Consider the following 24,614-nt stretch of genomic DNA (forward strand, 5'->3'; position numbering starts at 1 on the left):
TGGAAATAGTGATCCACATACCCGGAACCACTTTAAAGATTTTCTGCATCTGATAGTCATGGAATCCACTCATTTACTCAAATTGTAAATAGGATAGCCAGATAAAGGATGGGTGAATTAAGTCAGAAAAATACCTTCCAACTTGAAAGGATTTTTAAATAGAGAGAAAAGGTGACTGACTCTTATAGGACCGTATCACCTTTTTTCTAATTAACCCTATTTCTTCGTTTTTCAAGCAAAGTTAAAACTAAATAAATTCCAATACAAGATACAACGATAATTAAGAAAGAATTATGCAGAAGATCAATATCAAGGTCGTTGATTTTTTGGTAAGCGATCCCATCTCTACCGTGTCTTATAATTTGCCAACCGTTGTATTCAAGTGTAAAGAAGGAAATAACTATTCCTAAAACGAATCCTCCGATGATTGAAATCCATCCTTTTTTCATTGCCTCCACTCCTTAACTTGTATTAACTTCCTATTAAATTTGCTCCTTAATATACCTTACCATATGGTAAAAGTATGGGAGTTCCTATTCTTATATTTCAATAAAAATAGACCTCTAATTGTATTGCTAATTAGGGGTCTATTTATTGTTTTGGCTGTGGTTTTATAAATCAAACCTGAATGGCTTATTCGTAGTAATAGTGCTGTTAACTGATGCTTATAGAATCGCTTCCGCAATAACCTTGTCAAGTTTACGGATATCAACTTTCTTCGCCAAATTCAATTTAAACTTGCCGATACTCGTCCATAGCTCCAGCTCCGTATTAAAATCAAACGTGCCAGCGTTTTCCGATGAGTACATGATGATCGATTTGAAAGGAATGCTGTAGACCTCGACTTTCTTGCCCGTCAATCCCTGCTTGTCGGAAATGATGAAGCGCTTGTTCGTCACGACTGCTGTATCGCGGACCGTCTTATAGGCGATTTGCGCCACTTCACCTGGAACTAACAACTCATTAACCGACGTCGGCACCTCGATTTCTTGTGTAAACGTCCATGCCAACATTGCATTTAACTCTGCCATAAAAAATTCCTCCTTATTGTTTCTGGCTTCAGTATGGCATAACTTGGAATTTGAGGAAAGGGAACCTTAACTTTAGAAAAAATTTCTGCAATGAAATCAATCTGCAGAACAAAGAGGATTTGCACCTTCAGCAATCTTAGAAGGAATTGAAGAGCTGAATGATCGATGGAATTGTTCAAGAACATCTAAAAAGGCTTCTAGACATGAAATGCTACAACTGTTATCGTTGTATAGTAGATCACAACAAAAAAGTAATAAAGATACAATGGAGGAAAAAAATGAAAAAAGTATTTAAGATTGGATGTCTTGGTATCCTTGGCATATTAGTGTTGATTATTGCATTAGCAGTTTTGACGGGAGGCGGAGAAGAATCCACTGAAACGGGAGAAGCAACCGAGACAGAAACCACACCCGCAACAGAAGAAACACCAGCAGAGGAAGAAGTAGCTGAAGAACCAGCTGAAACTGAGGAACCAGTTGAAGAAGAGCCGGCTGAGCCCGAAGTTTCTAAGGAGTTTCAGTCTGCATTGAAACAAGCTCAATCATATTCGGACACGATGAACATGTCGAAAGCTGGTGTGTTCGATCAGTTGACATCTGAATACGGCGGTCAGTTCCCAGAAGATGCTGCACAGTATGCTATCGACAATGTCGAAGCCGATTGGAATGCAAACGCCTTGGAATCTGCTAAAACCTATCAGGAGTCCATGAGTATGTCTACTGAAGCTATCCGTGACCAATTGACATCGGAGTACGGCGGACAGTTTACACAAGAAGAAGCCAACTATGCAGTCGAAAACTTAGAGTAATAAACAGAAAAACAGTTTATTAGACTAAAATAGCAATCTGGATCAGTTATATAAATAAAGGCTGCCGTGCTCCCAAAATCTTTTGGGAGTTAGGCAGCCTAATTTTTTTAATTCATTATTCAACGTAATAATGCATATGTCAATGGAAAACGCGACCGAATAAATGACACATACCAAAAATGTAGTGGAGACCCCCACTTACAGAACAGAAAGGGATTTTTATGAAAAAATTTGCAATGATACTGGCTGCAAGTGGACTGGCACTCGCCGCTTGTTCGAGCGACAACCCCCCGGAAACAGAACCGATTGAAGACACTGGAAGCGCAGAAGAAATGCTGCCGGATTCACAGGAGTCAGAAGAAACCGATTCTGCTGAAGAAGGCGAAGGCGTTAACGTCGATAAAGGTCTCTTCAATGTTGAAGTGACCATTCCGCCGTCTTTCTTTGAAGCGGAAGAAGATCTGGAACAAGTAGGTGCGGAAGCGGAAGCCGAAAACGTAGAAGAAGCGACCGTCAATGACGACGGCTCCATTACGTATAAAATGTCGAAAGCCCAGCATAAGGAAATGTTGAATGAATTCGCTGGTAACATCGAGAGTGCGAAAAACGAGATCCCGGAATCCGGCGACTATCCATCAATCCAGGCAGTAGAGGCATCCAGCAACTACGACAACTTTACTGTTCAAGTTGACTATGAAGCCTTTGAAAACAGCTTTGACGGCATCGCTACTTTGACACTGGGCATCGCTGGTTCTTATTATCAACTATTGGACGGTGCGGATTCTGACAACTACGAAGTCACCATCGATATCGAAGATGCTGAAACCGGGGAGGTAGTGGATACAATCATCTATCCGGAAGCTTTGGAAGAAATGGGCGAAGAATAGAATAAAAACAAATTTAAAAGCCCACAGTGATGTGGGCTTTTAATAATTTGGAAATTATTTTGCAATCGGTTTCCAGCAATTACAGAAGGGTATCAGTAAAAAGAGAGGCTTATACAAACAGATACCTGAAAGTGGGATTAGATGAATAAACGCGTGAAAAACACGATTTTAGGAACTGTAGTTTTTGGTGTGATCGGGTTTGTGGTGACATACATACTAAATGGGACACCTGTGTGGACCCACGTCATCGGCCAAGCCATTGCGGGATTCCTGCTGTATGCATTTATTTTGCCCGCCATGGAAAAACGAAATAAGCGCAAAAAAGGGGATGTCTATGAATAAAAGAAAAATAGTAGACTGGTTGAAAGAACCGATAATTACAAAGAAAGTCGATCCCTTTTTAAACTTTTTCCTAGCCTTTATGGGAGCGATGATTGGTACTCTGTTTTATCAAAGCACGGATATGTCTTATTGGGAGTATATCCTCTGGCTCGTTCCGGTCGCTTTTCTGACAGTCCTGATCATCAAAGTCATAAGCTCTGTATGGAAGAACAGCAGAAAGCAGCGTGAGGAATGAAGGGTAATTTCTGTGGAAGTAGTGAAGCTTCGTTTTATTGATAAACCATTACCTAGGAAGGAAACTGAAAAGAGAGGACTGACTCGGATGAGCAAACCAAAAAAACTGTTGGTGACTGGACTGTTACTGATTGTTCTTCCGCCGTTGTTTATCGTTATGGGTGGAATTCCAAAGCTTGGTGAGCTCACTGGGCAAGGAGAAGGGTTTGCCTATGCCTTGGCAGCTTTTCTTTTATTGCTCATCTTCATCGGAGTACTTTTCCTATTAATCGGTGTTGGCATGAATGTGTTTAGGAGGAGAACCTGAATAATTGCATGCTACTTTTTGGACTACATTTTGTCTAGATAGAGTAGAGAAAGCCTTTAAGCAGATTGAATGCTTGGAGGTTTCTTTAGTTTGAAGACGGAAACCATCAGCAAATCGTCCTCTCACCCATTTCAATCTCACCACTCTGTCCATCCACGTAATCAACGCCCCATTCGCAATTCCCTTCGTTCTCCCATTCAACCACATACCGGCCGCGCTCATAGCTGATCGAAATGATTTCTACTGTTCCAAACGAATTCGTATGGCGTTGCTCGACAATCGTTTCTGCCTCTGATTCTGTAATCTCCGGCTCGGCGTTAGAGCAGCCGCTGAAGAGGAGAAAGAATATAAGTAGGATGCCGATAGTAGCTTTTTTCATGTGGTTCACCTCTTGTTAGGTAGACGGGCATCAATAGAGAAAGTTACTTAAATAAAGCGAAATAGAAACGAATCTAAATTCTCACTTATTCTTTTACTCAGTTACATACACCCTGAATTGTGGTAAAATTATGTAAATTACTGCGGAAATTTGAAAGGGGCAGGCACATGGTTTATCAATCCCAAACACAGTCCGAAGCACAGCTGGAAAAAGAGATGATTGAGCAGCTTGCTCAAATGGGATACGAGAAAGTCCCGATTCCTTCCATCAAAAAACTACAAGAAAACTTCCGTGTACAAATGAACCGGTTAAACAAAGAAAACCTCAAAGGCATCAATTTATCCGATAAGGAATTCGAACGCCTGCTCCTAACTATCGAAGGAAAGAGCGTATACGAATCCGCGAAGCTACTGCGTGATAAACAGACGATAGCACGAGATGACGACAGCACGCTTTATCTCCAATTGATGGATACGCAAAACTATAAAAACAACCACCTTCAAGTCACTCACCAAACCACGGTCGTCGGCCGCTACACCAACCGCTACGACGTGACGTTGCTGGTCAATGGCTTGCCGCTCGTGCAGGTCGAATTGAAGAAACGTGGCCTCCATTTCGAAGAGAGCTTCAACCAGATCATGCGCTACCGTAAAGATTCATACGGTGGTCTATTTAACTTTCTTCAGGTTTTCGTTGCATCCAACGGTGTGGACAGCAAGTACTTTGCCAACTCCGACCGGGAACCGATGAAGAGCCTGATGTTCTTCTGGTCGGATGATGCCAATAAGCGAATCACCAAGCTGGATGCTTTTACGGCGTCGTTCCTGGAACCGCAGATGATCCAAAACGTCATCACCAAATACATGGTCATCAACGATACCGACAAGCACCTGATGGTCATGCGCCCTTACCAGATTTTCGCCGTGGAGCGGATCTTGAAGCAAGTGATCCACAGCAGCGACAACGGTTATGTCTGGCACACGACCGGGAGTGGCAAGACGCTGACTTCCTTTAAGGCCAGTGAACTGCTGACGCAGGAACAAGACATCAAGAAAGTTATTTTCCTCGTCGATCGGGTGGACCTGGATGACCAAACGATGAAAGAATTCAATAAATTCCAGGAAGGCTCAGTCGACCGGACCACGAAAACCAGCGTCTTAGTCGAGCAGCTGAAGAACACCCAACAGAAGCTGATCATCACCACCATCCAAAAGATGGCGTATGCCGTGAAGAATGAGCGCTACAAAGACATCATGGCGCTTTATGAAAATGAAAAAGTCGTTTTCGTCATCGATGAATGCCATCGTTCCCAATTCGGCGACATGAACCTGCTCATCAAAAAACATTTTAAGAAAGCCCAATACATCGGCTTTACCGGAACACCGCTATTTGTCGCGAACAAAAGCCAGGATGGCCGCACGACTTCCGACTTGTTCCAGGAATGCCTGCATTCCTATTTGATCAAAGACGCTATCCATGACGGCAACGTCCTTGGCTTCTCCGTCGAATACATCAGCACCATCAAAGAAAAAGAGCTGGGTGATGATGTCACGAAAGTACCGGGCATCGACCGGCAGGAACTTTGGATGGCGGACGAACGGATCGGTATGATTGCCGGACATATCGCAAGCATCCATCACAATAAAACCCATAACAGGAAATACACAGGCATGCTGGCAGTGGAAAGCATCCCGGCAGCCATCAAGTATTACGACGCTTTCAAGAAGCTCGATACCGGCTTGAAAATCACCACCATCTACAGCTATGGCACGAATGAAGACAGCGACGATAACCAGGAACATTCCCGCCATGCACTCGAACGCGTCATGGGCGATTTCAATAAAGAATTCGGTACCAACCATAAGACCGATAACACGTCATCTTATTTTGCCGATGTATCGAAAAAAGTGAAGGCTGCACAAATCGATCTGCTCATCGTCGTCAATATGTTCCTAACCGGTTTTGACGCCAAAACCTTGAGTACGCTATATGTCGATCGGCCCTTGCAGTATCATGGATTGATCCAAGCCTATTCCCGGACCAACCGTGTCGAAGGGCCGAAAAAAATGTACGGCAATATTGTCTGTTACCGCAATTTGAAAGACAAAACAGATGAAGCAGTCCGGCTATTTTCTCAGACGGGCGACACTGGCGCCGTGCTGATGAAAGAGTATAATGAGTACTTGGCGGACTTTAAAGATCAGCTCGGTGCTTTACTGGAAATTGCGGCTACACCGGAAGCAGTCGATGAGCTGGAAGGCGAGACGAAAGAGAAAGAATTCGTCATCGCATTCCGAGATCTGACAAAAGTGCTGACCAAGCTGAAAACATTCGTTGAATATGAGTTCAATCTCGAAGACATGGGGATGGATGAACAAACCTATAACGATTTCAAAAGCAAGTTCCTTCATTTATACGACAACACCCGAGAAGATAAAGAAAAAGTCTCTGTCATCCACGACGTCGACTTCGAAATCGAATTGATTCAGACCGACCGTATCAATGTCGATTATATACTGGAACTGCTGCGCAATATCAATTACGAAAATAAGCAGGAACGCGATACTGCCGTACGCCGTGCCATCAAAGAAGTTAATGAAGCTTCAAGTGATGACATGCGCCTGAAACGGGAACTGTTGCTTGAGTTCCTGAAAGGAGTCGCACCGACATTGACGAATAGTGATTCGGTCGACCAGAAATACCGCGACTTTGAAAGTGAGCGGCGCAAAAATGAAATCCAGGCGATGTCTGAGAAGGTGCAAGTCGCTGAAGAAAAGCTGGAGTATTTCATGAAGGAATACGAGTTCAGCGGTGTGTCACCTGACCAGGAGATTAATGATGCCATCAAAGCGCCTTTCAAAGAAAAGCGCAAACGTGTCCAGGCATTAAAGGATTTCATCTATGACAACGTAAGGAAATATTCATAACAAGAGGAGCAAGATAAAATGACAACTTCAGAAAAACAACGTCAGCAACAGGCTGAATTGCATAAGAAACTATGGACGATGGCTAATGACCTGCGTGGCCAGATGGAAGCGTATGATTTCAAGAACTATATCTTGGGCTTGATCTTTTACCGCTACCTATCAGAGAAGACAGAAGCACGGATTGCGAAGCTATTGGAAGAAGACAATATCTCGTATGAAGACGCGTGGAAAGACGAAGAGTACCGTGAAGGCTTGATTGAAACTTTGCTTGAAGAAATCGGCTTTGTCATCGAACCGGAATACCTATTTTCGTCGATGGTGACGGAAATTCCAAAAGGCGATAAAGGGACGTTTGATGTAGAGCTTTTGCATAAAGCCATCAAGGCGATTGAAGAATCGACATTGGGCACGAACAGCCAGCAGGACTTTGAGCATCTTTTTGATGATATGGACCTGACGTCTACGAAACTTGGCCGTGATGTGAAATCACGTTCGAAGCTAATCGCTAAAATCATTCTCAGCATTAACGATATTCCGTTCCTGCATGATGATGTGGATATCGATGTATTGGGCGATGCCTATGAATACTTGATTTCGCAATTTGCAGCAAATGCCGGCAAAAAAGCGGGCGAGTTCTATACGCCGCAGCAAGTATCTAAAATCCTGGCAAAAATCGTCACACACGACAAGCCAAACTTAAAGAATGTGTATGATCCAACTTGTGGGTCAGGTTCATTGATGCTGCGCGTTGCTAAAGAATCGAATGTTCGCTTGTTCTACGGACAGGAGCTGACAACGACAACGTTCAACTTGGCACGCATGAACATGCTGCTGCATGACTTGCGCTATACCGATTTTGATATCAAGAATGACAATACATTGGAAAACCCGAAACATGTGGATATGCGTTTTGAAGCAGTCGTAGCCAATCCACCATACTCCGCCAACTGGAGTGCAGATGCCAAGTACTTGGACGACGAACGCTTCAGCGATTATGGCCGTCTGGCACCGAAATCCAAAGCTGATTTTGCCTTTGTCCAGCATATGATTCATCAACTAGATGACAACGGCACGATGGCAGTTGTCTTGCCACATGGTGTGTTGTTCCGTGGAGCGGCAGAGGGGATCATCCGCCAGTTCCTAATTGAAGAAAAGAACTATTTGGATGCAGTCATCGGCTTGCCGGCCAATGTCTTTTTCGGTACGTCTATTCCAACTTGTGTCCTGGTCTTCAAAAAGACTCGCAAAGCAGACGATAATGTCATCTTTATCGATGCTTCAAACGAGTTCGAAAAAGGCAAGAATCAGAACAACTTAACTGATGAAAATGTCGATAAGATTGTTGATACGTATAAATCACGCGTAACGATTGAGCGGTATTCATATGCTGCGAATTTGGAAGAAATCAAAGAGAATGATTTTAACCTGAACATCCCGCGTTATGTTGATACTTTCATTGAAGAAGAGCCAGTGGATCTGGAAGCTGTGCAGGTGAGATTGACTGAAATTGACCAGGAGATTGAAGAAATCGATCGGGAACTGGAGAAGTATTTTAAGGAATTGGGGGTTGGTTTAGGTGAACGTACCTCACTTGAGATTTGATGGGTTTGATGGGGAGTGGGAAAAGAAAAAAGTGAAAGAGATTGCTCCTCTACAAAGAGGTTTTGATTTAGTGAAAGACGCCATTATACCTGGCGAATACCCGATTGGTTATTCAAACGGTATTTTAGGATTCCATAATGAGTTTAAAGCTAAAGGGCCAGGAGTTTTTACAGGACGCTCTGGTACTATTGGGAATATTCATTTTACTGAATCAGATTATTGGCCGCATAATACTTCTTTATGGGTAACTGACTTTAAAGGGAATAACGAAAAATTCATTTATTATTTTTATAAGAAGTTAGACTTAAAAAAATACAATGCAGGTTCTACAGTACCTACTTTAAATAGAAATGATGTGCATGACCTAGTCCGCTTTGTGCCAAAACAAAAAGAACAAGATAAGATTGCTTCATTCCTTACTTTATTAGACAAAAAGATTGAAAAACAGCAAGAGAAAATTGAGAAGTTGGAGCAGTTTAAAAAAGGAATGATGCAGAAGATTTTCTCGCAGGAGTTGCGGTTTAAGGATGAGGATGGTAAGGAGTTTGAGGAGTGGAAGAAATTTAGGCTAGGCGATATAGCGATTATAAAAGGAAGACTTGGTTGGAAAGGTTTAAAGCAAGAAGAGTATGTAGAAAATGGCGCCTATTTAGTAGCAGGAAAACACATAAAAAAAGGGATTATTCAATGGGGAAAATGTGATCAAATTACAGATTTCCGCTATAGAGAATCTATTGAAATTGCATTAGAAGAAAATGATATTATTTTCTCGAAAGACGGTTCTTTAGGAAATCCTGCATTAATTAAAAAATTACCAAAAGAAGCCACAATTAATTCAACTATGATGCTTGTAAGAATGACTGATTCTATTCTTCCAGATTACCTATATCAAGTAATGCTTGGACGGGAATTTAAGCAACTTATACATTTGAAAGTTTCAGGAAGTTCAATTCCACACCTTTTTCAAGCAGATATGAAAGAATTTGAGTTTTTAGCGCCTATGTCAGTTATAGAGCAGAGGAAAATTAGCTGCATTTTAAATAATTTGGATACAAAGTTAAGAAAAGAAAATGAAAAGTTATTAGCTTTAGAAGAACAGAAGAAAGGGTTTATGCAGGGGATGTTTGTATAAGCATATACAAGAAGAAAAAGAAAGTAGGCATATAAATGACCATTGCGAGAAGTATATTAGAAAGCTGGGCTAAGCAAGGGGCAATTGCAACTCCTAAAGCATTAAGAGAGAAAATAGAGCGGAAACTAATTGGTGAAAATTCAAAAGTGCGAAATACGTATGGTTTAGAGATATATTTGCAAGGCTCATATAGAAACAATACTAATATCTACGGAAGCAGCGATGTAGATATTGTGGTACAGCATGATTCTACGTTTTTTAGTGATGTATCAGATTTAAATGTTTTTGAAAAAAGTATTTATAATAATACCTTCTCAGATTCTACCTATACTTGGTCTACATTTAAAAATGAAGTAGTTGAAACATTAAAAGAAGCTTTTGGACATAATAAAATTGAGATTGGCAACAAGTCCATTAGAATCAACGATGGCAATTATGAGGCGGATGTAATTCCATGCTTTCAGTATAGAAAGTATGTCAATTTCGGGCATAGTGAAAATGAAAGAGAATATATACCAGGGATTAAATTCTATACAACTAACGAAAACAGATCAGTTGTTAATTTTCCAAAAGAACATTATAAAAATGGAGCAGCGAAAAATCAAAGGACATCTGGATATTTCAAACCTAATGTTCGAGTCTTTAAAAATATGAAAAAGAGAATGATAGAAAAAGGCATGATATCAAAAGAAGAGGTTCCTTCATATTTTTTAGAGAACTTGCTTTATAATGTGCCTGATAGTCTATTTGATGAAAATTACTTAGAAAAGAGAGTATTTAATGTTTTAAAATGGATGGGGGACAATCGACATTCTTTATCAGAATTGATTTGTCAAAATGAACAGATAATGTTATTTGGCTACAGTCAAGAACAGTGGAATGAAACCGATGCTCGTAAATTCATTAATCAAATAATAAACTTTTGGAATGAGTGGGAATAATGCATGAATATAGTATAGATGTCGACCAAAAAAATATAATCTTTTATATTGCGGCTTTTTCAATAGCATTGTCATCATTATTGACAGCTTTAATTGGCTATCTTACTGAAAGTTTTCCTATCGTTAGTTTTTGGGGACCTGTGACTGCTATTTCTATTTTCGGTCTGCTTTATACAGTTTTTGATAAAAAGATGTGGCGATGGAAGGCATTGAAAAAGATAGGTCTAGTTAAAGTGCCAGATTTAGATGGAGAATGGGAGGGGACTTTTAACTCGTCATTTCACGAATTTAATGAATCATTTCCTGCACAATTTAAAATTGAACAAACTTGGACAAGAATATGTATCATGGGAAGATTTAACGACTCTAAGTCAAGTAGTTATACCTCTGCAATTAAAGTGAACGCAGGTGGTGGGATACAAGTTTTTTATTCCTATCAAAATGAAAAAAATGCTGAAAAAGCTGATGAACCTTTTTCAGATCATAAAGGGTACGGGTCGTTATTATTGAATAAGGAAGAAAATAAAATAGAAGGGACATATTTCAATAATCCTTCTAATAATAGGAATCATGGGAGGTTGAAACTGCAAAGAAAGCCATAATTTTTTATATAAAGAACAAAAAGGGGTGTTTATATGGAACAATTTATTTCTTTAATCATCTTTACTTTATATCAGTTGGTAGCTTGGTTGTCACATTTTAAACATATACATCCCAAAACCAATTGGCCAGTTAAAAAACGCGCCCCTGTGCAAGACTCAATTTAAGACATACAGTAATACTGCATACGAAAACTGACAAACTCAGCAGTAGATATAATTCCCGTTGGATTTATATTATGACGGATAAATATTCATAATTGAGCGGCGCACAGGGACCAAATGGGAACTGCTGGAAAAAATAATAAAAAACTCTTGCACGTACCTTCCGAAGTCTTGCTTATTCGTTCCAGTTACTCCCTCACCATTCAAAGTCTTCCGGGTATTCTTCTTTAAAACGGATTTCCGATTCATGCACATTTAATTCAGCGGCGGCATTTCGAATAGCTTCTCTGGCCTCCATATAATTGTGGTCCAGTTGGCCGAGGCGCTTTGCCATGATGCTGATATTGGTTAGCCGCTTTTCAGGTTTCATTTTCAGGAACTTGATATTCAGTTGATCCACATATTGGGTGGGGTAGTTGTTGTACAATCCGTAGCTATAATTCATCCAGGGGCGGATGTATTTTTTGATATGGCCGAATTTTGATTCGGACAGGGTTTCCTGCAGACATCGGACAACGGCACCCTGGAATTTGCGGACGGCAATAATGGTCGGGTCCCAAGGGTGTGTATTGGTCCGCTTTTCATAGAGCTGGATAAAATCGTTCAGTGAAAAGGAAACGAATAATAATTCGGGCCACATCACTTCGAACGTCAGATAAATATTGGTTTCAGGACCGATAATCGGCATGGAGCGTGCCCGTTCCCTGTCGAAACCGTTCGGTACAACTATTGCGCCGCGGCCGCCCATCAGCGAGTGGCGAATATCGTAACAGACGCCAAGCACACGCAGCCTGACTGAATCGTAAGAAGGCAATTCACCTTCTTCTCCAACAATCAGGTGCAGCGCTTCGTATAATTCGTCAAGATCCTGGTAGTCTCCGGCAACGGTAACGCCAGCGTAATGTGGGGTGTTGTTGATTTTCAGCATGTTGGATCTCCTTTAAGTTTTCTTTAATTGTAGCAAAAACCATATATTATTGCTGCAGCAGCAATATATCTTAGGACATTACGTATCTGAGAATGCATTCATCCAAAGTGAAACAAACAGATGTAAACACAAACCGCCATTCCTTTTTCAGAATAAAACCGAGTCCCTGTGTTGAACACAATTCAAGATATACATTAGTACTGCATACGAAAATCGACAAACTCAGCATTAGGAATAATCCCCTTGGATTTATATGGTAATAGGTAATTATTCATAATTGAGCGGCGCACAGGGACCAAATGGGAACCGTTGGTGAAATGTTAAATGATGTAACTTGGCTTGTAGGGTGAGCGGGGAAAATCGGCTCAACTCCTTTGTTTAAAATAAACAGGATCACTTCCCAGGTGATGACACAATCCTAAGCGATTTTGTCAGTACACAATAATTTATACTGCACGCATCGCCGCTCTGAGAAAATCAACTTTCCTCAAGCGGTTTTCTTGTTCTTATGAGTGGTTCTCTGCTGTCCGATATGGCTCTAATACATGTCCGCACTGGTTCAATTTTATGGCACGACTGGTTCTCGAATTTGTCCTTCTTCAGCCAAAAAATGAATGAATTCATAAACGATCAAAACCAACAAAAAGGGGATAGCCACATGCCGCTGGAAATCGTACGAAATGACATCACAAAAATGAAAAGCGATGCCATTGTTAATGCTGCGAACTCCAGCTTGAAAATGGGTGGCGGTGTCTGCGGTGCCATATTCCACGCAGCGGGACCTCAAGCATTACAAGAGGCATGCGACCGCATCGGCCATTGTGCTGTTGGTGAAGCGGTGTATACGGAGGCGTTTTCGCTGGCTGCTGACTTCATCATCCACACGGTTGGACCTGTCTGGGAAGGTAAGTTCAATAATGAAGAAGCCCTGTTGCGGAACTGTTACCGCAACTCCCTGGAACTTACACATCGCCTCGAATGTGAATCGATCGCGTTTCCGCTTATCTCGACCGGAATCTTCGGCTATCCGAAAGAAGCGGCTTTGCGGATTGCCATCTCAGAAATCGAAGCCTTTCTGATCGATCACGAAATGCATGTTTATCTGGTCGTATTCGACAAGCAGTCTTTCGGAATCAGTGAAAAGCTCTACCAGTCGATTTCCGCTTTTATTGATGAAAACGAAGTAACGGAACTGGAGAAAAGGGACAGCCGGTATCGCAAGGAAGCCAAGACAGAAATCATATCGGAGTATCAAGAAGAGGAATTCATGGTGGAAGCGCCAATCGATATCAGTCTGGAAGATTTCTTTGAAGATATGGATGAATCGTTTTCAGAACGCCTGCTCCGTTTTATTGACGAAAAAGGCATGACCGACACAGAAACGTATAAAAAAGCGAATATCGACCGGAAGTTGTTTTCTAAGATTCGCACTTCCCCTGGATACATGCCTATGAAAAAGACCGTTGTCGCTTTTGCAGTGGCGCTTGAACTGGATCTTCACGAAACGGATGAACTGCTTGGAAATGCGGGGTATAAATTATCGCGGAGCCACAAATTTGATTTGATTATAATCTATTTTATTAAGCGGAAGAATTACAATGTCCATGAAATCAACGAGGCATTGTTCGCGTTTAACCAAATGCTCTTGGGTGCTTGAAAGTTTACTTTTATAGCGGCTATCTCTTTTTAAAAAAAAGATGAAGATTTAAAAAAAATCGCAATTTATTAATGCGCTGAAAGCTATTGAACAAGAAAAACATGTGAAGAAACTTAATAAAAGAAGCTATAGTACTTTATAAATTAGTGCTTGTTGAATTGAAGCTTAAGCGGATCCGCCCTTTATGGACTTATGCTATTATCAAGTTGGTTGTATAATATATCCATTTAAGTGCAGAGAGGAACGTTGTTATGGATTTTAAATCAAAAATCATAAAAACTGTTATTGCAGCAGAAGCAGAAATTAATCGGTTAATATCCAATTACGAAGCAACCATTAAAAACCAACAAAAAGAGATAGCAGAGCTTCAAAAATATAAAAATCAAAAAGAAGAAATAGAGAAGCAGCAAAAAGAAATTAATGAGTTAAAAGAAAAGCTCAATTTAAGTGAGACAGAAAGGTTATTGCTTCAAGGTCGATTAGATTTAGAGGTATCAAAAAATAACAAACAATCCTCGTTTAAGACTAAGGTGGACGCAAAACCTTTAGCTAGCAGTTCGTTGAATTTAAATAAAGATGGTATTGAAGAAAATGAATGGGAAAAGACATTGATGCAAGTCAGAAATGATTTGAAAGCGGCAACTGAAAAGAAAAAACGAGAAAAGTCTTATTATGAAAATTCAACTTATCCTATTCCATCAGCTATCACTGACCTTGCTACTTTAAACGATTCTTTAAAACCGTCTATTTATCGATACAAAGTAAATGTTGTGGATCGATCAAATCTTGAACAATTTATCAGTAAATATAATTTGGTCGAGCGAGAAGCTATATTGCCTCTTTATGAAACGAAACACTCACGGGAGATTTATTTGTATACTGAGGTGGAAACAATCTTTGTTGATTTATTGAATAAAGAAATATATATGGTTAATGAAGAATTTGAAAAGTTGCTGAAAAGATATTCTCCACTGGTAATTAAGTATCGACAGTTTTCGAATATCATCCATAATGATCTCAAAAAGAAAAATGTTGAAAAAGCTAATGTTCAAAGCAATTCAGACGATGTGAAGCAACCATCTTTATATGCCCCGACCAAGGATACTTTATTTAGTGAACAAAGTGAATTGAATAAAATGGGCTACCGAATCAGTGGTTCTACGAGAGGTGAAAGGTGGAAAGTGCTTGAAAGAGCAGTTCCGGAGCTAGGACTCAGGAAAGTAGTCACTATTATCAGCGCGAATATAAGAATAAGAAAAAGACAATTATCCGATGAACAAAAATATCAACATGCTATTACAGAATGGGAATATGACCTTAACCGACTCAATGAAAAATATTACCGTGGAGAATTCAAATGGCCCAAAACCTAAATTGCAAAAGAATAACACTAAGTAAATAATTCTGGATTATAAAAGTCTAGAGCTGTTCTGCTAGTAAATATTTAATAAATAAGTAAATAAATATGTTATAGTAGTTCGAAATTTAAATGTTAATTTTATACATATTATTTGGAGGTTATTATGAAAAAAATATTAGTAATCCTGTGCTCAATAGTTGCAATTACTAGCATTTCAGCTTGTTCTGACGAAAAGGATCCTAATGTGCTAAAAGTGAGCAAATCTTCAGATGAAATAGTTGGAGAAAATTATCAGACAGTCGTTTCAGAATTAGAAGAAAGTGGGTTTACCGATATAGAAACAAAGGTACTGGACGATTTGATTACTGGTTGGCTAACAAAAGATGGAGAAATTGAAAAAGTAGAGATTAATGGAGCTACAGATTTTAGCGCAAATGATAGCTTCCAAAAAGATTCTGAAATAGTCATTACATATCATACATTTCTAGAAGAAAAGAAAAGTGATACTGAAACTACTAATGAAAAGAATTCTGATGCAGTTGAAAAATCAACTGAAGAAGAGAGTTCTGAGGCAGTTGATCAATCAACAAATGATACATCTGTGGAAAACGATCAAGAAATATTAACGGAGAAAAATAATGAAGATCTTGCAGCTGTCTTGGCCGTTAACGATACTAACGATCCAAGTGTCGATGAATTTACAAAGAAATATGCGGGTAGAACCATTAAATTTGATGGATATATTGCACACATGATGCCACATGATAAATATACAACAAGATACGACATTTTAATTAATACTGGTGACTATGGGGAAACAACTTTTAATGGCCCTGATTTTAAGTTCGAAGACGTTAGTGTTTTTGATTTAAATCTCACTGGTTCTGAAATACCTGAAACTATTGGTATGGGACAAAATCTACGTATTACCGCTGTAGTTGAAGAATACAACGAAAATCCCGGACTATTCTTTCTCGAGCCAATTTCTTCTGAAATAAGATAAAAGTCGTTGCTCTTATGTGGGAATTAACCGAATCACAAATAGGGAAAGGTGAGGGGAAACTAACAACTAGTTTTTATCTTATAAAGTCCTGAACGTTATCAAATCGGTACATGCGGTGTCACGAAGCAACAACTTTTATAGCAATCATCTTTGAGCGGGGCACAGGGACCAAGTGGGATCTGCTAGTAATTGACGTATGAACCATGTGCTGAAAATGGTATCGGAAGAAGTCGGGAATGAAGAGGTATACAGCACCCCCGATTTACCGCTGCCGGATAGGTTGATGGAGGGTATACTGCGATTTTTAGAATAAAATAGCTATCCTCTGTCAAATCCAATTCAGTTTAATAACATTAATAATTGTGTCATTCCTTGGTAAACATAGTTACTGAAAAGACATATAAATTCTTAAAAAGCCGTATACCACTTTCATAGGGTATACGGCTTTTTGGTGAGCTAAAAATAATTTGGAAAATTGATTATCAAAATCACTTTCAATAAATGAGAATTATTACTTAGAACTGGAAAATTTATGTATTTCAAACTACCTTTTATGATAAGATTTACTCATAGAAAAGAGAAAGAAAATTCTTACAAAATTAGGCGTATATTGTCTGGCTTTTATTAAAATAAAGGAACGGAGGAACAAACGTGGTTAATTATCTAATACCTTATGTAGATCCCAAGCGAAACGATGGCGAGGAAGATCCGATGTTCCGTGAGTTTACTTATGGAGACAAAGGATTTAGAGGGCTTAAGTTGCTTGAATCAGTTAATAAAGATGATTACTTATTTTTTCATACAAGTATCAATTGGAAGCGATATATTACTGCGTTTTATAAAGTGGTGAGAGTTATGCCAATTAATGAGGCACGTGCTAACCCCTTAATTATGCAAAAATATCAGAATCCTCATTTAGCCAACAAGCACTCGCATGTAAATGAGGTAATTGTTTTCGGACATCCTATTGAATCCTTTGAGTTAGTAAACTCAATAGAAATGAATGAGGAACTTCTCGGTCAATTAGGAATCACCTTTGATCCTTATACAAATTTTACGGTATTTGGATCACTCACATCCAAGTTTCGAAACTGGTATACGCTTAATGATGAACAAGTTCAGTTATTGATGAAACTTATTTTCGATAAAACGCAACAAAAAATGTCTTCTCCCAACTTACAACTTTCAAGTAATGAAATTCCTCAATTGCTTGAGCGTGATATTGAAAATCTCATTGCCAATTCACCGCACTTGATTGGGCAAAACCTGTTTTTAAAAGAACAGCAGTATGTGTTCGAAACTACCAATAAACGCTTGGATCTTTTATTGGAGAATAAGGTGACTGGGGAACTGACCATAGTTGAAATAAAAAAAGACGCTATTGATCTTAAAGCTCTCACTCAATTAGGGGAGTACATAGAAGAGTATAAGAAATTAGAAGGAAATAAAACTATTAATGGAGTGCTAATTGGTAATGGGGTACTTCCATATTTTGAAGAACAAATTATTGAGAAGCTCCGGGCAAAAAATTGGAGATTACTGAATTATGGATGGCTATTCTCACTACAAGAGCCTTATGAAAGCTATCTTTCCGGGAAAACTGAAGAAAGCAGTGGCTTTAAACTTCTGATTGCTGAGTCATCGGAAAACAATTTTCAACTCCTAATTTCCAATGACACTGACCAGGATTTCAGTAAAGTGCATATTAATATTAGTGAATTTATGAGCGAAGACGAAGAAGTTTTTACTTATCAAGATACCCATTATATAAAGAATGTTTCAAAGCATAACTCCTTTAAAGTGATGGATATGACCCCCGCTGATTTAGATTTTATTACAGAATATAAAATAACGGGATATACGGCGAAATCTGTAGTCTGTATAAAATTTGAAAATAGAAAATTGAGGAATGTTTTGGATTTTATTGATCCTTACAGCAATAAAAAGAGCTGGTTAATACCTTTAATCAAAAGCAATACAATTCCGATTGAAAAAATTGTGCGTGTGATTTTTAAAGGTCAGTTCGAGACGACTCCATCAAGTCAAAACAAATATTATATGGCACTGATAAAAGGTCATCCGCAAATTAAAGGGGTAATGGAGGACTTATACAAGTTGGTGGAGACGTATTATCGGGGGAGCAAAAGTGAAAGTAGAGATAAGTGGGAAATAGCGAGTGAGTTGGAAAGGAATCATCATGTACAGTTTCAACAGTCAGAAGGAACTGAGATTTTGCTATCCTACTGTGTAGCTTGTCAAGAATTCTTCAATCTATCACAAGAGGATATTATTAAATTATTTTTGAAGTATGCTCTATAAGATTTCTTAAGAATCACTTTCTGGAAAAAAAACGCTTGTTATTTATGCTGAAACCGAAATTTACATTAATTGCAAAGCTTCTAGGCAAGTAGAATAGAGGGGTATTTATTAACTTCTAGGTAGGAGGGAATTATGAAATTATGGGAAAAAGTAAAGAACATCTTTTTTACTCATAAAAAAGGAAAATATTCTTCAGAACGCGAGGAGAATATCGTTTCAGAAGAATTACAAGTACAAGCAAAAATAAGAGAAACTAAATTAAAAGAGCCTAGTGATATTATAAGTATAGAAACAAAGGAATTATCAATTCTCAAAAAACTTCATAATGTTCCTCAAGAAATCAGAAGTAGTACTGAAGAAGTTTATAAATTAAGTGACCAGAATAAAACTGTATCCGAGGTTGAAGATTTAAATATAATAAATATGGTAGATAAATTAGTAATAATAGAAAACAATATGCGATTAGATATTTCCAATGAAGTTACAAGAAATTATGGGAAGAAAAGTATTGGCATAAAGAACTTTAAAAAACCTTCAACCCATTTGCCAAATCATAATGTGAAAGTAGATTTTAAAAGATATAAAGAGCATTATCAGTATTATTTGGTTAAGGGTTCAGAATATGAACAAATTAGAGCAATACAAAGCATTAAGAAAGCAGTTAGAGAAGAAGACAGCAACCATGAAGAATGGTTAGATATTTTATTATATGTTTATCTACTATCTACTGAAAAAATTCAAAAATATATTCTGGATACTCTTAAATCTTTTTCTCTTAATACTGAGGAAAGAAATAGAATCAATGAACTTAACCCTCCAGAAAAACCTGTGGAAGATATAAAAAAGTCAGATTATAAATTAGATAAGCCACGAATTGTAGGGAGTAGAACAGTAGAAGAAAAAGTCACAGAGCTAATTCAATCTGTTGTCAATACAGAGGAAAAGAAACCTTTTTTTGAAAAATCGAAAAATATTAGTGTGGATGAGAGTATTAACAAGAAAGAAAAGGTAAGTGGTCATCAGAATACTCTTAGTCTACAAGATAATTTACCTAAAAAAGTAAACCAATTGAAGCTTTCCGAGAAAGAGTATATAAAAGAAGAGTGTTTAAAAAGAAATATTACATCAATCTATCACTTTACGAATGCGAGAAACGTAAAGAAAATTCTTCAATATGGAATCTTGTCTGTAGATGAGTTGAGAAAAAAGAATATAGATTTTGAATCAAATGATAATGAACGAAGAGATGGAATGGAAAATTCTACTTGTTGGTCAGTTAGTTTTCCCAACAATAAATATTTCTATAGAGTCAGGGAAAGACATCCGGAAATGAAATGGTGTGTTATTGAAGCCGATGCCTCACTACTATTTGACCTGGATTGCTATTTCTATGAGACTAACGCAGCTTCAAATGCGGTTAGAATGCAATCAACTAGCCGTAAAGGACATGCCTCTTTCATGAAAATGTTTGTAAGAAGAAGTTTTGAAGATGAGATATTGCCATCTAAATACCCTACGGACGTCCAAGCAGAAGTAATGATAACTGAAACTATAAAACCTAGTAGAATTAAGGCTATCCATACAAAAGATGTAAAAGTGTTCGATTACTACTATAATAATTATCCCCATTTAGTAAAAAGTACACCCTCATTATTTAGAATTCGACAATAAATACAATGAGAAAGGAGGTAAGATATGGCGAAACGTCCTGTTTTCATATCTGGAAAAAATAAAGTTCTTTTAAAAGAAGTTGAATTTAATTGGCATGCAGGTTTTGCTCCTTCACAGAAGAAAAAGTCTATAAAAGAATTGCATAAAAATTTTTTAGAAGTAGCTCCGTCTAGAAAAGTATTAGAAATATCAAGTAAAAGTGATATAGCGATAGGTGTATCCTTAAGTGCATTTAATTTATTAATCGAAGATAATGGAGAAATGACCTCATTCGAGTCGATCTTTCAAGGGAGTAAAAGATTTGAAAATGGCGGTCCTTATTCAGATTTGATAGAAGTTTCTCCAAGGCTAGCTAAGAGGGATCCACGACTTAAAAATTCTGGTGACATTATTGGCTTTTCTTATAAGAAAGAAGAGTGGCCAAATGAACCTAAAACATTTTTTTATGATTATATGTATATCAAGGCAGTTGCCGCTCAGCCCCAGCTTTTAGAAGAGTTAGTAACCTATGATGCATTTACAGATATTGAATTTAATCCTAAGAAATCGATAAATTGTCAGGCAAAAGCCGCTGCTTTGTTAGTGACTTTATATCGGAAGGAAATATTATATGAAATAATAGAAAATCGTGAGATGTTACTTAGCTTTTATGAAGTGGAAAATACAAAAGTGAATAATATAAAAGAAGAGGACAGTTCTGAGCAGATGAAATTATTTTGATTTAAACCGCCTCCCTGTGTTGAGCGCAATTCAAGACATGCAACAATTCTGCATAAGAGAAATAACAAAATCAGCAGTAGAAAGAATCTCATTTAAAATTGCGCCCCTGTGTCAAATCCAATTCAGTTTATTAACTACAACTGCATAAAGAATAAGCCGTATCTCGTAGCCTTAAAGGTTAACAGATACGGCTTTAGTATTTTTATCTAAGAAGTAATTGACTTTGATGAAGAACTTAATGCTGTTGAGACTTTCATAAGCAGTATATCTGGGATTATAGATAAGGTTTCCGCCGACTCATATAAACAGGATAGACATTATTCAATCGTGGATTAACTATACCTAATTCTTTAATACCTTCAAACTCATAGTGTATAGAACGAAGTCTCAACAAATAATAGACCAGTAATTGCAGCGTATTTTTTTAGTTGGTGGTGATTTAGAAACTTTTAAATCCCACATTCCTGTTTCGGTTAAAAAATCACCGTCGCATGAGGTAATGATGTAAGGGCTGGTTTTAACGCTGGAGAAGTTGCCTCACAGGGAAAGAAATTATTTTAAACGATTTTAACAAAGCACGACAATTTATAACATATACACCGACTGATCAATAAAATTAGCGTATCTCTCGGCGCTTGTTGCGCTTTATTCAAGCTCATATTTTGTTTGGGAGTTGTGTCGTCTCGTTCCCTTAGAAGTGGGATTTTCAAGTACTAACATGCAAAAAAGTATGTGAGCTATCCTAAATCATCACCTTAGTCACTAGACAAACTAAATATTCTAATATTTTTAATCTTTTGACTGGAAATCGAACGTAAGTTCTGTTATATTAAATGCATACCACTATGGAATGAGGTGTATTTCGATGGTGCTTGCAATCAAAGAAGTGAACGGATTTGAAAAAGGAAAGAAATATACTAAGGAACTTGAGTTTGTTTCTTGCTTTGAAAACGACGAATATCGAGTAATCGCTTTAATAGATAGAGATGACCATGTTTTTTATTGGACAACTACAGAAGATTCGCTTGAATATCGAAACTTCCGCAAAAAAGCTACTTACACATTTAAAGTTAGCTATATTTCTACAATAGTCGGTCCTTCCAGACCTAAAGTCATTATTGCAGAATTGAATGATGTAACAGCTGAAAACGGCATGTATGGTAAGGCAGAGCAATATAAATTAAATGCTTAATATATATTTGTAAGAAGAGGCTAGAAGAATGATCCCATCACGGATCTATTCCTCCAGCCTCCTTTTTATTTCTACCTCACTCCGCTCCAAAAGCCACAATCCCATAAGTCTCCAAATACATTTTCAACACACGCAGCCACTGCTTTTCAGTCGCAAGCCCTACATGCCCATCCGGTCGAATCAGGTACAGCGCATCCTGCTTGAATCCTGCGTCTTTCATCCGCGCTTCCCATGCAAACTCATGGATCTGGAGCGACTGCGAACGGGCAAAGTCGATCAGCTCCGGCTGCGCTTTGCCGTATATGTGAATTTGCCAATCGACTGAGCGCAGCGGCGTGAAATTATCGCCCATGTCAGTTTCGATCCACGGCAAGCGCATGCCGCCGTAGACTTTGCCGGCTTTGCCTTTGCTCAAGAGGCTGTTGCGGTAATTGATATGGATTTGAGACAAGATCTTAAACGCATTTTTTGAGGGGAAGGAAAATTTGAATACCGACGGCAAGACGTAAGGTACGGCATACTCCCGCAGCAACGTGCCGGGCAGTTTTTGATTGACAATCGTTTGGAACGCTTTGTCGGTCGTCGCAATCAACCGGCGCGCAAAGGCGATGCGCTCTTGTTCGTAGGTGCTCAATATTTTAGGAGCGGCTTTTCCTTGAACCACCGCTGCGAGTTTCCACCCCAAATTGATGGCGTCCCCAATGCCGGTGTTCATGCCTTGTCCGCCGGTCGGACTGTGCAGGTGGCCGGCATCGCCCAGGATAAAGACGCGCCCTTTGGCAAATCGCTCGCTGACGCGGTTATGGACGCGATAGGTCGAAAACCAATTGACCTTGGCCGCGCTCACGCGGATTTTGTTTTCAATGTAATTGGTGATTTCATGGTACTCGACATCGGTGCGCTCGTTGAATTCCTCGGGCACAATGCCAAGGATTCGTTTAGTGTTGGCGTTGCGGACGTTCATATACAGCATAAAGCCGTCATTGTCCATGTACATGTCCATCTTTTCCATATCGTCTACCGGCTGCTCCGTTTCGATATCAGCGACAAAGAATAATTGCTTGTACGTACCGCCGGGAAAGTCGAATCCCAGTCCTTTTCGGACCATGCTGCCGGCCCCGTCGCATCCGCATAAATAGGCGAATTCCGCTGTTTCTTCTGGCTGTCCTTGTTGCTGCATCACGGCGTTCACGCCAACTCCTGTGTCTTCAAACGAAAGCAACGAGGTGTTCCATTCGACTTCGATGCCGATTTTACTTAATTCGTCCACGAGAATTTCTTCGTGCTCGTCCTGCGGCAAACTCAAGATAAACGGAAACGGGCTCAGCCCTTTGCCCAACTCATGGAATTTCACTGTGGCTCTCACTCGTTTGCCGTCGCTGACATCCAGCGACAAAATCGGATGCCCCCGCTTGATGTTGCGTTCGGCCAGGCCCAGTTGCTCGTACTGCTCCAATATGCGCGCATGCACGGCGAGCGCCCGTGACGCTGTGCCGGTTCCTGCGTTTTTATCGATGATCCGAAACGGCACGCCTTGACGCGCCAGGCTATAGGCAAGAGCCAGTCCAGTGGGGCCAGCTCCGACGATTAAGATTTGTGGGTTCATCCTAGAGACCTCCTAATGAATAACACGCCTGCTGATCGATTCAGTTTCAAGTGTCGTGTAAAGCTAAAAAATCGAGTATAGGAAAAGTTCTTATAAGAAAAAAGCAGGTGATACCGAATCGAAAAGATCTTGTACAGCTACTATATCCTTAATCGACCCATTTCAAGCAAGGGACACTTAAAAATAATCGTGCCCTTTAAACACAGAGCAATCAGCGGGACGTGATAGAATAACAGGTAGTGGAACAGAAAAATAAACGGTATGGCCTTGTCTAGCAGAAAGTGCAGCATTCATGGTTGATAGATGAGTTGAAAGGAATGGGATAGCAAAATGAACAAAATGGTAGAACAAAAAATGAACGAGATGACAGAAGTGTTTAACAGTTTGCCGAATTGCCGGATTGAAACCGATGAGGCCGGCCGGATTTTGATCGTGAGCGACAACCCGGTTCCGTGGAGTGAGACGCTTGAGAAGAAGGACGCGCACTCGGCGTATAAAATTGGGTCCATTACGCCTCATAAAGCGGCGCTCGGACTGTATATTGATTTCCCGCATAATTATATAGAGATTGATCGGCTAGATGATATCATCGATCCCGAATTCACATTGACTTATTATGAGCCAGGCACCAAGACGTCAACAGTGAAAAGCTGGTGGCGGTTCCGGTCGGACGAGAAATTCGACAGCATCCACCTGGTTCTGAGAAAAACAGAGCTGGAATTGTATGATTTCAAGAGAGAAGAATGGGTTCGATTGATGGAAGAGATCACTAATGTTCATGCATAATTGGTAACATAGTCGAA

Annotated in this window: 23 protein-coding genes; 18 read left to right on the forward strand and 5 right to left on the reverse strand. The window is 39.2% G+C overall.

Going from position 1 to position 24,614, the window contains the following annotated elements; genetic code table 11:
- Positions 1–206 precede the first annotated feature (206 nt).
- Both Q0785_RS03130 and Q0785_RS03135 read right to left on the reverse strand, forming a co-directional pair.
- Entirely contained in the window at positions 207–449 is a 243-nt protein-coding gene (locus Q0785_RS03130) for a hypothetical protein (protein WP_298825316.1), read from the reverse strand.
- A gap of 216 nt (positions 450–665) precedes the next feature.
- Positions 666–1,031, reverse strand: coding sequence for a PH domain-containing protein (locus Q0785_RS03135; protein ID WP_298825319.1), 366 nt, complete (start codon positions 1,029–1,031; stop codon positions 666–668).
- Between the two features lie 278 nt (positions 1,032–1,309).
- On the opposite strand from Q0785_RS03135, the gene Q0785_RS03140 reads away from it, so the two are divergent.
- From Q0785_RS03140 to Q0785_RS03160, 5 genes are all read left to right on the forward strand, one after another.
- Positions 1,310–1,840 (forward strand): Ltp family lipoprotein, encoded by a 531-nt coding sequence (locus Q0785_RS03140; protein ID WP_298825322.1) that lies wholly within the window; start codon positions 1,310–1,312, stop codon positions 1,838–1,840.
- A 221-nt stretch (positions 1,841–2,061) separates the two neighbouring features.
- Positions 2,062–2,727 carry a hypothetical protein gene (locus tag Q0785_RS03145; RefSeq protein WP_298825325.1) on the forward strand — a complete coding sequence of 222 codons (666 nt, stop codon included), beginning with the start codon at positions 2,062–2,064 and terminating at the stop codon, positions 2,725–2,727.
- Between the two features lie 141 nt (positions 2,728–2,868).
- A complete protein-coding gene (locus Q0785_RS03150; protein ID WP_298825326.1) occupies positions 2,869–3,069 on the forward strand; it encodes a hypothetical protein in 201 nt (66 codons plus the stop codon).
- Complete coding sequence (locus tag Q0785_RS03155) at positions 3,062–3,304, forward strand: hypothetical protein (protein ID WP_298825327.1); 243 nt, start codon at positions 3,062–3,064, stop codon at positions 3,302–3,304. Before Q0785_RS03150 ends, Q0785_RS03155 begins: the two co-directional genes overlap by 8 nt.
- A gap of 12 nt (positions 3,305–3,316) precedes the next feature.
- On the forward strand, positions 3,317–3,610 hold the full coding sequence (locus tag Q0785_RS03160; protein WP_298825330.1) for a hypothetical protein: 294 nt from the start codon (positions 3,317–3,319) through the stop codon (positions 3,608–3,610).
- 106 nt (positions 3,611–3,716) lie between these two features.
- Here the strand turns inward: Q0785_RS03160 and Q0785_RS03165 are convergent, their stop codons facing one another.
- A complete protein-coding gene (locus tag Q0785_RS03165; RefSeq protein WP_298825333.1) occupies positions 3,717–3,989 on the reverse strand; it encodes a hypothetical protein in 273 nt (90 codons plus the stop codon).
- 167 nt (positions 3,990–4,156) lie between these two features.
- Here Q0785_RS03165 and Q0785_RS03170 point away from each other — a divergent pair, with 167 nt between their 5' ends.
- From Q0785_RS03170 to Q0785_RS03190, 5 genes are read left to right on the forward strand one after another with little or no spacing between them, the layout of a single operon-like run.
- A complete protein-coding gene (locus tag Q0785_RS03170) occupies positions 4,157–6,916 on the forward strand; it encodes a type I restriction endonuclease subunit R (RefSeq protein ID WP_298825336.1) in 2,760 nt (919 codons plus the stop codon).
- 18 nt (positions 6,917–6,934) lie between these two features.
- Positions 6,935–8,518 (forward strand): type I restriction-modification system subunit M, encoded by a 1,584-nt coding sequence (locus Q0785_RS03175; RefSeq protein WP_298825338.1) that lies wholly within the window; start codon positions 6,935–6,937, stop codon positions 8,516–8,518.
- Positions 8,493–9,650: a restriction endonuclease subunit S gene (locus Q0785_RS03180; RefSeq protein WP_298825341.1), complete on the forward strand. Its 1,158-nt coding sequence runs from the start codon at positions 8,493–8,495 to the stop codon at positions 9,648–9,650. Before Q0785_RS03175 ends, Q0785_RS03180 begins: the two co-directional genes overlap by 26 nt.
- Before the next feature lie 35 nt (positions 9,651–9,685).
- A complete protein-coding gene (locus Q0785_RS03185; protein WP_298825344.1) occupies positions 9,686–10,591 on the forward strand; it encodes a nucleotidyltransferase in 906 nt (301 codons plus the stop codon).
- Positions 10,591–11,193 carry a hypothetical protein gene (locus tag Q0785_RS03190; protein WP_298825346.1) on the forward strand — a complete coding sequence of 201 codons (603 nt, stop codon included), beginning with the start codon at positions 10,591–10,593 and terminating at the stop codon, positions 11,191–11,193. Before Q0785_RS03185 ends, Q0785_RS03190 begins: the two co-directional genes overlap by 1 nt.
- Positions 11,194–11,551: 358 nt before the next feature.
- On the opposite strand, the gene Q0785_RS03195 is transcribed toward Q0785_RS03190, so the two are convergent.
- Positions 11,552–12,283 carry a hypothetical protein gene (locus tag Q0785_RS03195; RefSeq protein WP_298825348.1) on the reverse strand — a complete coding sequence of 244 codons (732 nt, stop codon included), beginning with the start codon at positions 12,281–12,283 and terminating at the stop codon, positions 11,552–11,554.
- Positions 12,284–12,941: 658 nt separating this feature from the next.
- On the opposite strand from Q0785_RS03195, the gene Q0785_RS03200 reads away from it, so the two are divergent.
- The 7 genes from Q0785_RS03200 to Q0785_RS03230 all read left to right on the forward strand — a co-directional run bounded on the left by Q0785_RS03200 (position 12,942) and on the right by Q0785_RS03230 (position 22,205).
- Positions 12,942–13,940, forward strand: a complete 999-nt coding sequence (locus Q0785_RS03200; RefSeq protein WP_298825350.1) for a macro domain-containing protein — start codon at positions 12,942–12,944, stop codon at positions 13,938–13,940.
- Between the two features lie 251 nt (positions 13,941–14,191).
- A complete protein-coding gene (locus tag Q0785_RS03205) occupies positions 14,192–15,313 on the forward strand; it encodes a hypothetical protein (RefSeq protein WP_298825353.1) in 1,122 nt (373 codons plus the stop codon).
- 150 nt (positions 15,314–15,463) lie between these two features.
- A complete protein-coding gene (locus Q0785_RS03210) occupies positions 15,464–16,303 on the forward strand; it encodes a DUF4839 domain-containing protein (protein WP_298825356.1) in 840 nt (279 codons plus the stop codon).
- 651 nt (positions 16,304–16,954) lie between these two features.
- Complete coding sequence (locus tag Q0785_RS03215) at positions 16,955–18,622, forward strand: endonuclease NucS domain-containing protein (protein WP_298825359.1); 1,668 nt, start codon at positions 16,955–16,957, stop codon at positions 18,620–18,622.
- Between the two features lie 132 nt (positions 18,623–18,754).
- A complete protein-coding gene (locus Q0785_RS03220) occupies positions 18,755–20,293 on the forward strand; it encodes a DarT ssDNA thymidine ADP-ribosyltransferase family protein (protein ID WP_298825362.1) in 1,539 nt (512 codons plus the stop codon).
- Positions 20,294–20,317: 24 nt separating this feature from the next.
- Positions 20,318–21,013, forward strand: coding sequence for a hypothetical protein (locus Q0785_RS03225; protein WP_298825364.1), 696 nt, complete (start codon positions 20,318–20,320; stop codon positions 21,011–21,013).
- 865 nt (positions 21,014–21,878) lie between these two features.
- Positions 21,879–22,205 carry a hypothetical protein gene (locus tag Q0785_RS03230; RefSeq protein WP_298825367.1) on the forward strand — a complete coding sequence of 109 codons (327 nt, stop codon included), beginning with the start codon at positions 21,879–21,881 and terminating at the stop codon, positions 22,203–22,205.
- 76 nt (positions 22,206–22,281) lie between these two features.
- Here the strand turns inward: Q0785_RS03230 and Q0785_RS03235 are convergent, their stop codons facing one another.
- Positions 22,282–23,811 (reverse strand): FAD-dependent monooxygenase, encoded by a 1,530-nt coding sequence (locus Q0785_RS03235; protein WP_298825372.1) that lies wholly within the window; start codon positions 23,809–23,811, stop codon positions 22,282–22,284.
- 330 nt (positions 23,812–24,141) lie between these two features.
- On the opposite strand from Q0785_RS03235, the gene Q0785_RS03240 reads away from it, so the two are divergent.
- Positions 24,142–24,597: a hypothetical protein gene (locus Q0785_RS03240; RefSeq protein WP_298825375.1), complete on the forward strand. Its 456-nt coding sequence runs from the start codon at positions 24,142–24,144 to the stop codon at positions 24,595–24,597.
- Positions 24,598–24,614: the final 17 nt, after the last annotated feature.

The organism is uncultured Planococcus sp. (assembly GCF_947501725.1).
GTDB lineage: Bacteria > Bacillota > Bacilli > Bacillales_A > Planococcaceae > Planococcus > Planococcus donghaensis_C.

Coding starts and splice junctions, on each gene's coding strand:
- Q0785_RS03130 (WP_298825316.1), bottom strand. CDS start 449: ATGAAAAAAGGATGGATTTCAATCATCGGAGGATTCGTTTTAGGAATA.
- Q0785_RS03135 (WP_298825319.1), bottom strand. CDS start 1,031: ATGGCAGAGTTAAATGCAATGTTGGCATGGACGTTTACACAAGAAATC.
- Q0785_RS03140 (WP_298825322.1), top strand. CDS start 1,310: ATGAAAAAAGTATTTAAGATTGGATGTCTTGGTATCCTTGGCATATTA.
- Q0785_RS03145 (WP_298825325.1), top strand. CDS start 2,062: ATGAAAAAATTTGCAATGATACTGGCTGCAAGTGGACTGGCACTCGCC.
- Q0785_RS03150 (WP_298825326.1), top strand. CDS start 2,869: ATGAATAAACGCGTGAAAAACACGATTTTAGGAACTGTAGTTTTTGGT.
- Q0785_RS03155 (WP_298825327.1), top strand. CDS start 3,062: ATGAATAAAAGAAAAATAGTAGACTGGTTGAAAGAACCGATAATTACA.
- Q0785_RS03165 (WP_298825333.1), bottom strand. CDS start 3,989: ATGAAAAAAGCTACTATCGGCATCCTACTTATATTCTTTCTCCTCTTC.
- Q0785_RS03170 (WP_298825336.1), top strand. CDS start 4,157: ATGGTTTATCAATCCCAAACACAGTCCGAAGCACAGCTGGAAAAAGAG.
- Q0785_RS03175 (WP_298825338.1), top strand. CDS start 6,935: ATGACAACTTCAGAAAAACAACGTCAGCAACAGGCTGAATTGCATAAG.
- Q0785_RS03185 (WP_298825344.1), top strand. CDS start 9,686: ATGACCATTGCGAGAAGTATATTAGAAAGCTGGGCTAAGCAAGGGGCA.
- Q0785_RS03190 (WP_298825346.1), top strand. CDS start 10,591: ATGCATGAATATAGTATAGATGTCGACCAAAAAAATATAATCTTTTAT.
- Q0785_RS03195 (WP_298825348.1), bottom strand. CDS start 12,283: ATGCTGAAAATCAACAACACCCCACATTACGCTGGCGTTACCGTTGCC.
- Q0785_RS03200 (WP_298825350.1), top strand. CDS start 12,942: ATGCCGCTGGAAATCGTACGAAATGACATCACAAAAATGAAAAGCGAT.
- Q0785_RS03205 (WP_298825353.1), top strand. CDS start 14,192: ATGGATTTTAAATCAAAAATCATAAAAACTGTTATTGCAGCAGAAGCA.
- Q0785_RS03210 (WP_298825356.1), top strand. CDS start 15,464: ATGAAAAAAATATTAGTAATCCTGTGCTCAATAGTTGCAATTACTAGC.
- Q0785_RS03220 (WP_298825362.1), top strand. CDS start 18,755: ATGAAATTATGGGAAAAAGTAAAGAACATCTTTTTTACTCATAAAAAA.
- Q0785_RS03225 (WP_298825364.1), top strand. CDS start 20,318: ATGGCGAAACGTCCTGTTTTCATATCTGGAAAAAATAAAGTTCTTTTA.
- Q0785_RS03230 (WP_298825367.1), top strand. CDS start 21,879: ATGGTGCTTGCAATCAAAGAAGTGAACGGATTTGAAAAAGGAAAGAAA.
- Q0785_RS03235 (WP_298825372.1), bottom strand. CDS start 23,811: ATGAACCCACAAATCTTAATCGTCGGAGCTGGCCCCACTGGACTGGCT.
- Q0785_RS03240 (WP_298825375.1), top strand. CDS start 24,142: ATGAACAAAATGGTAGAACAAAAAATGAACGAGATGACAGAAGTGTTT.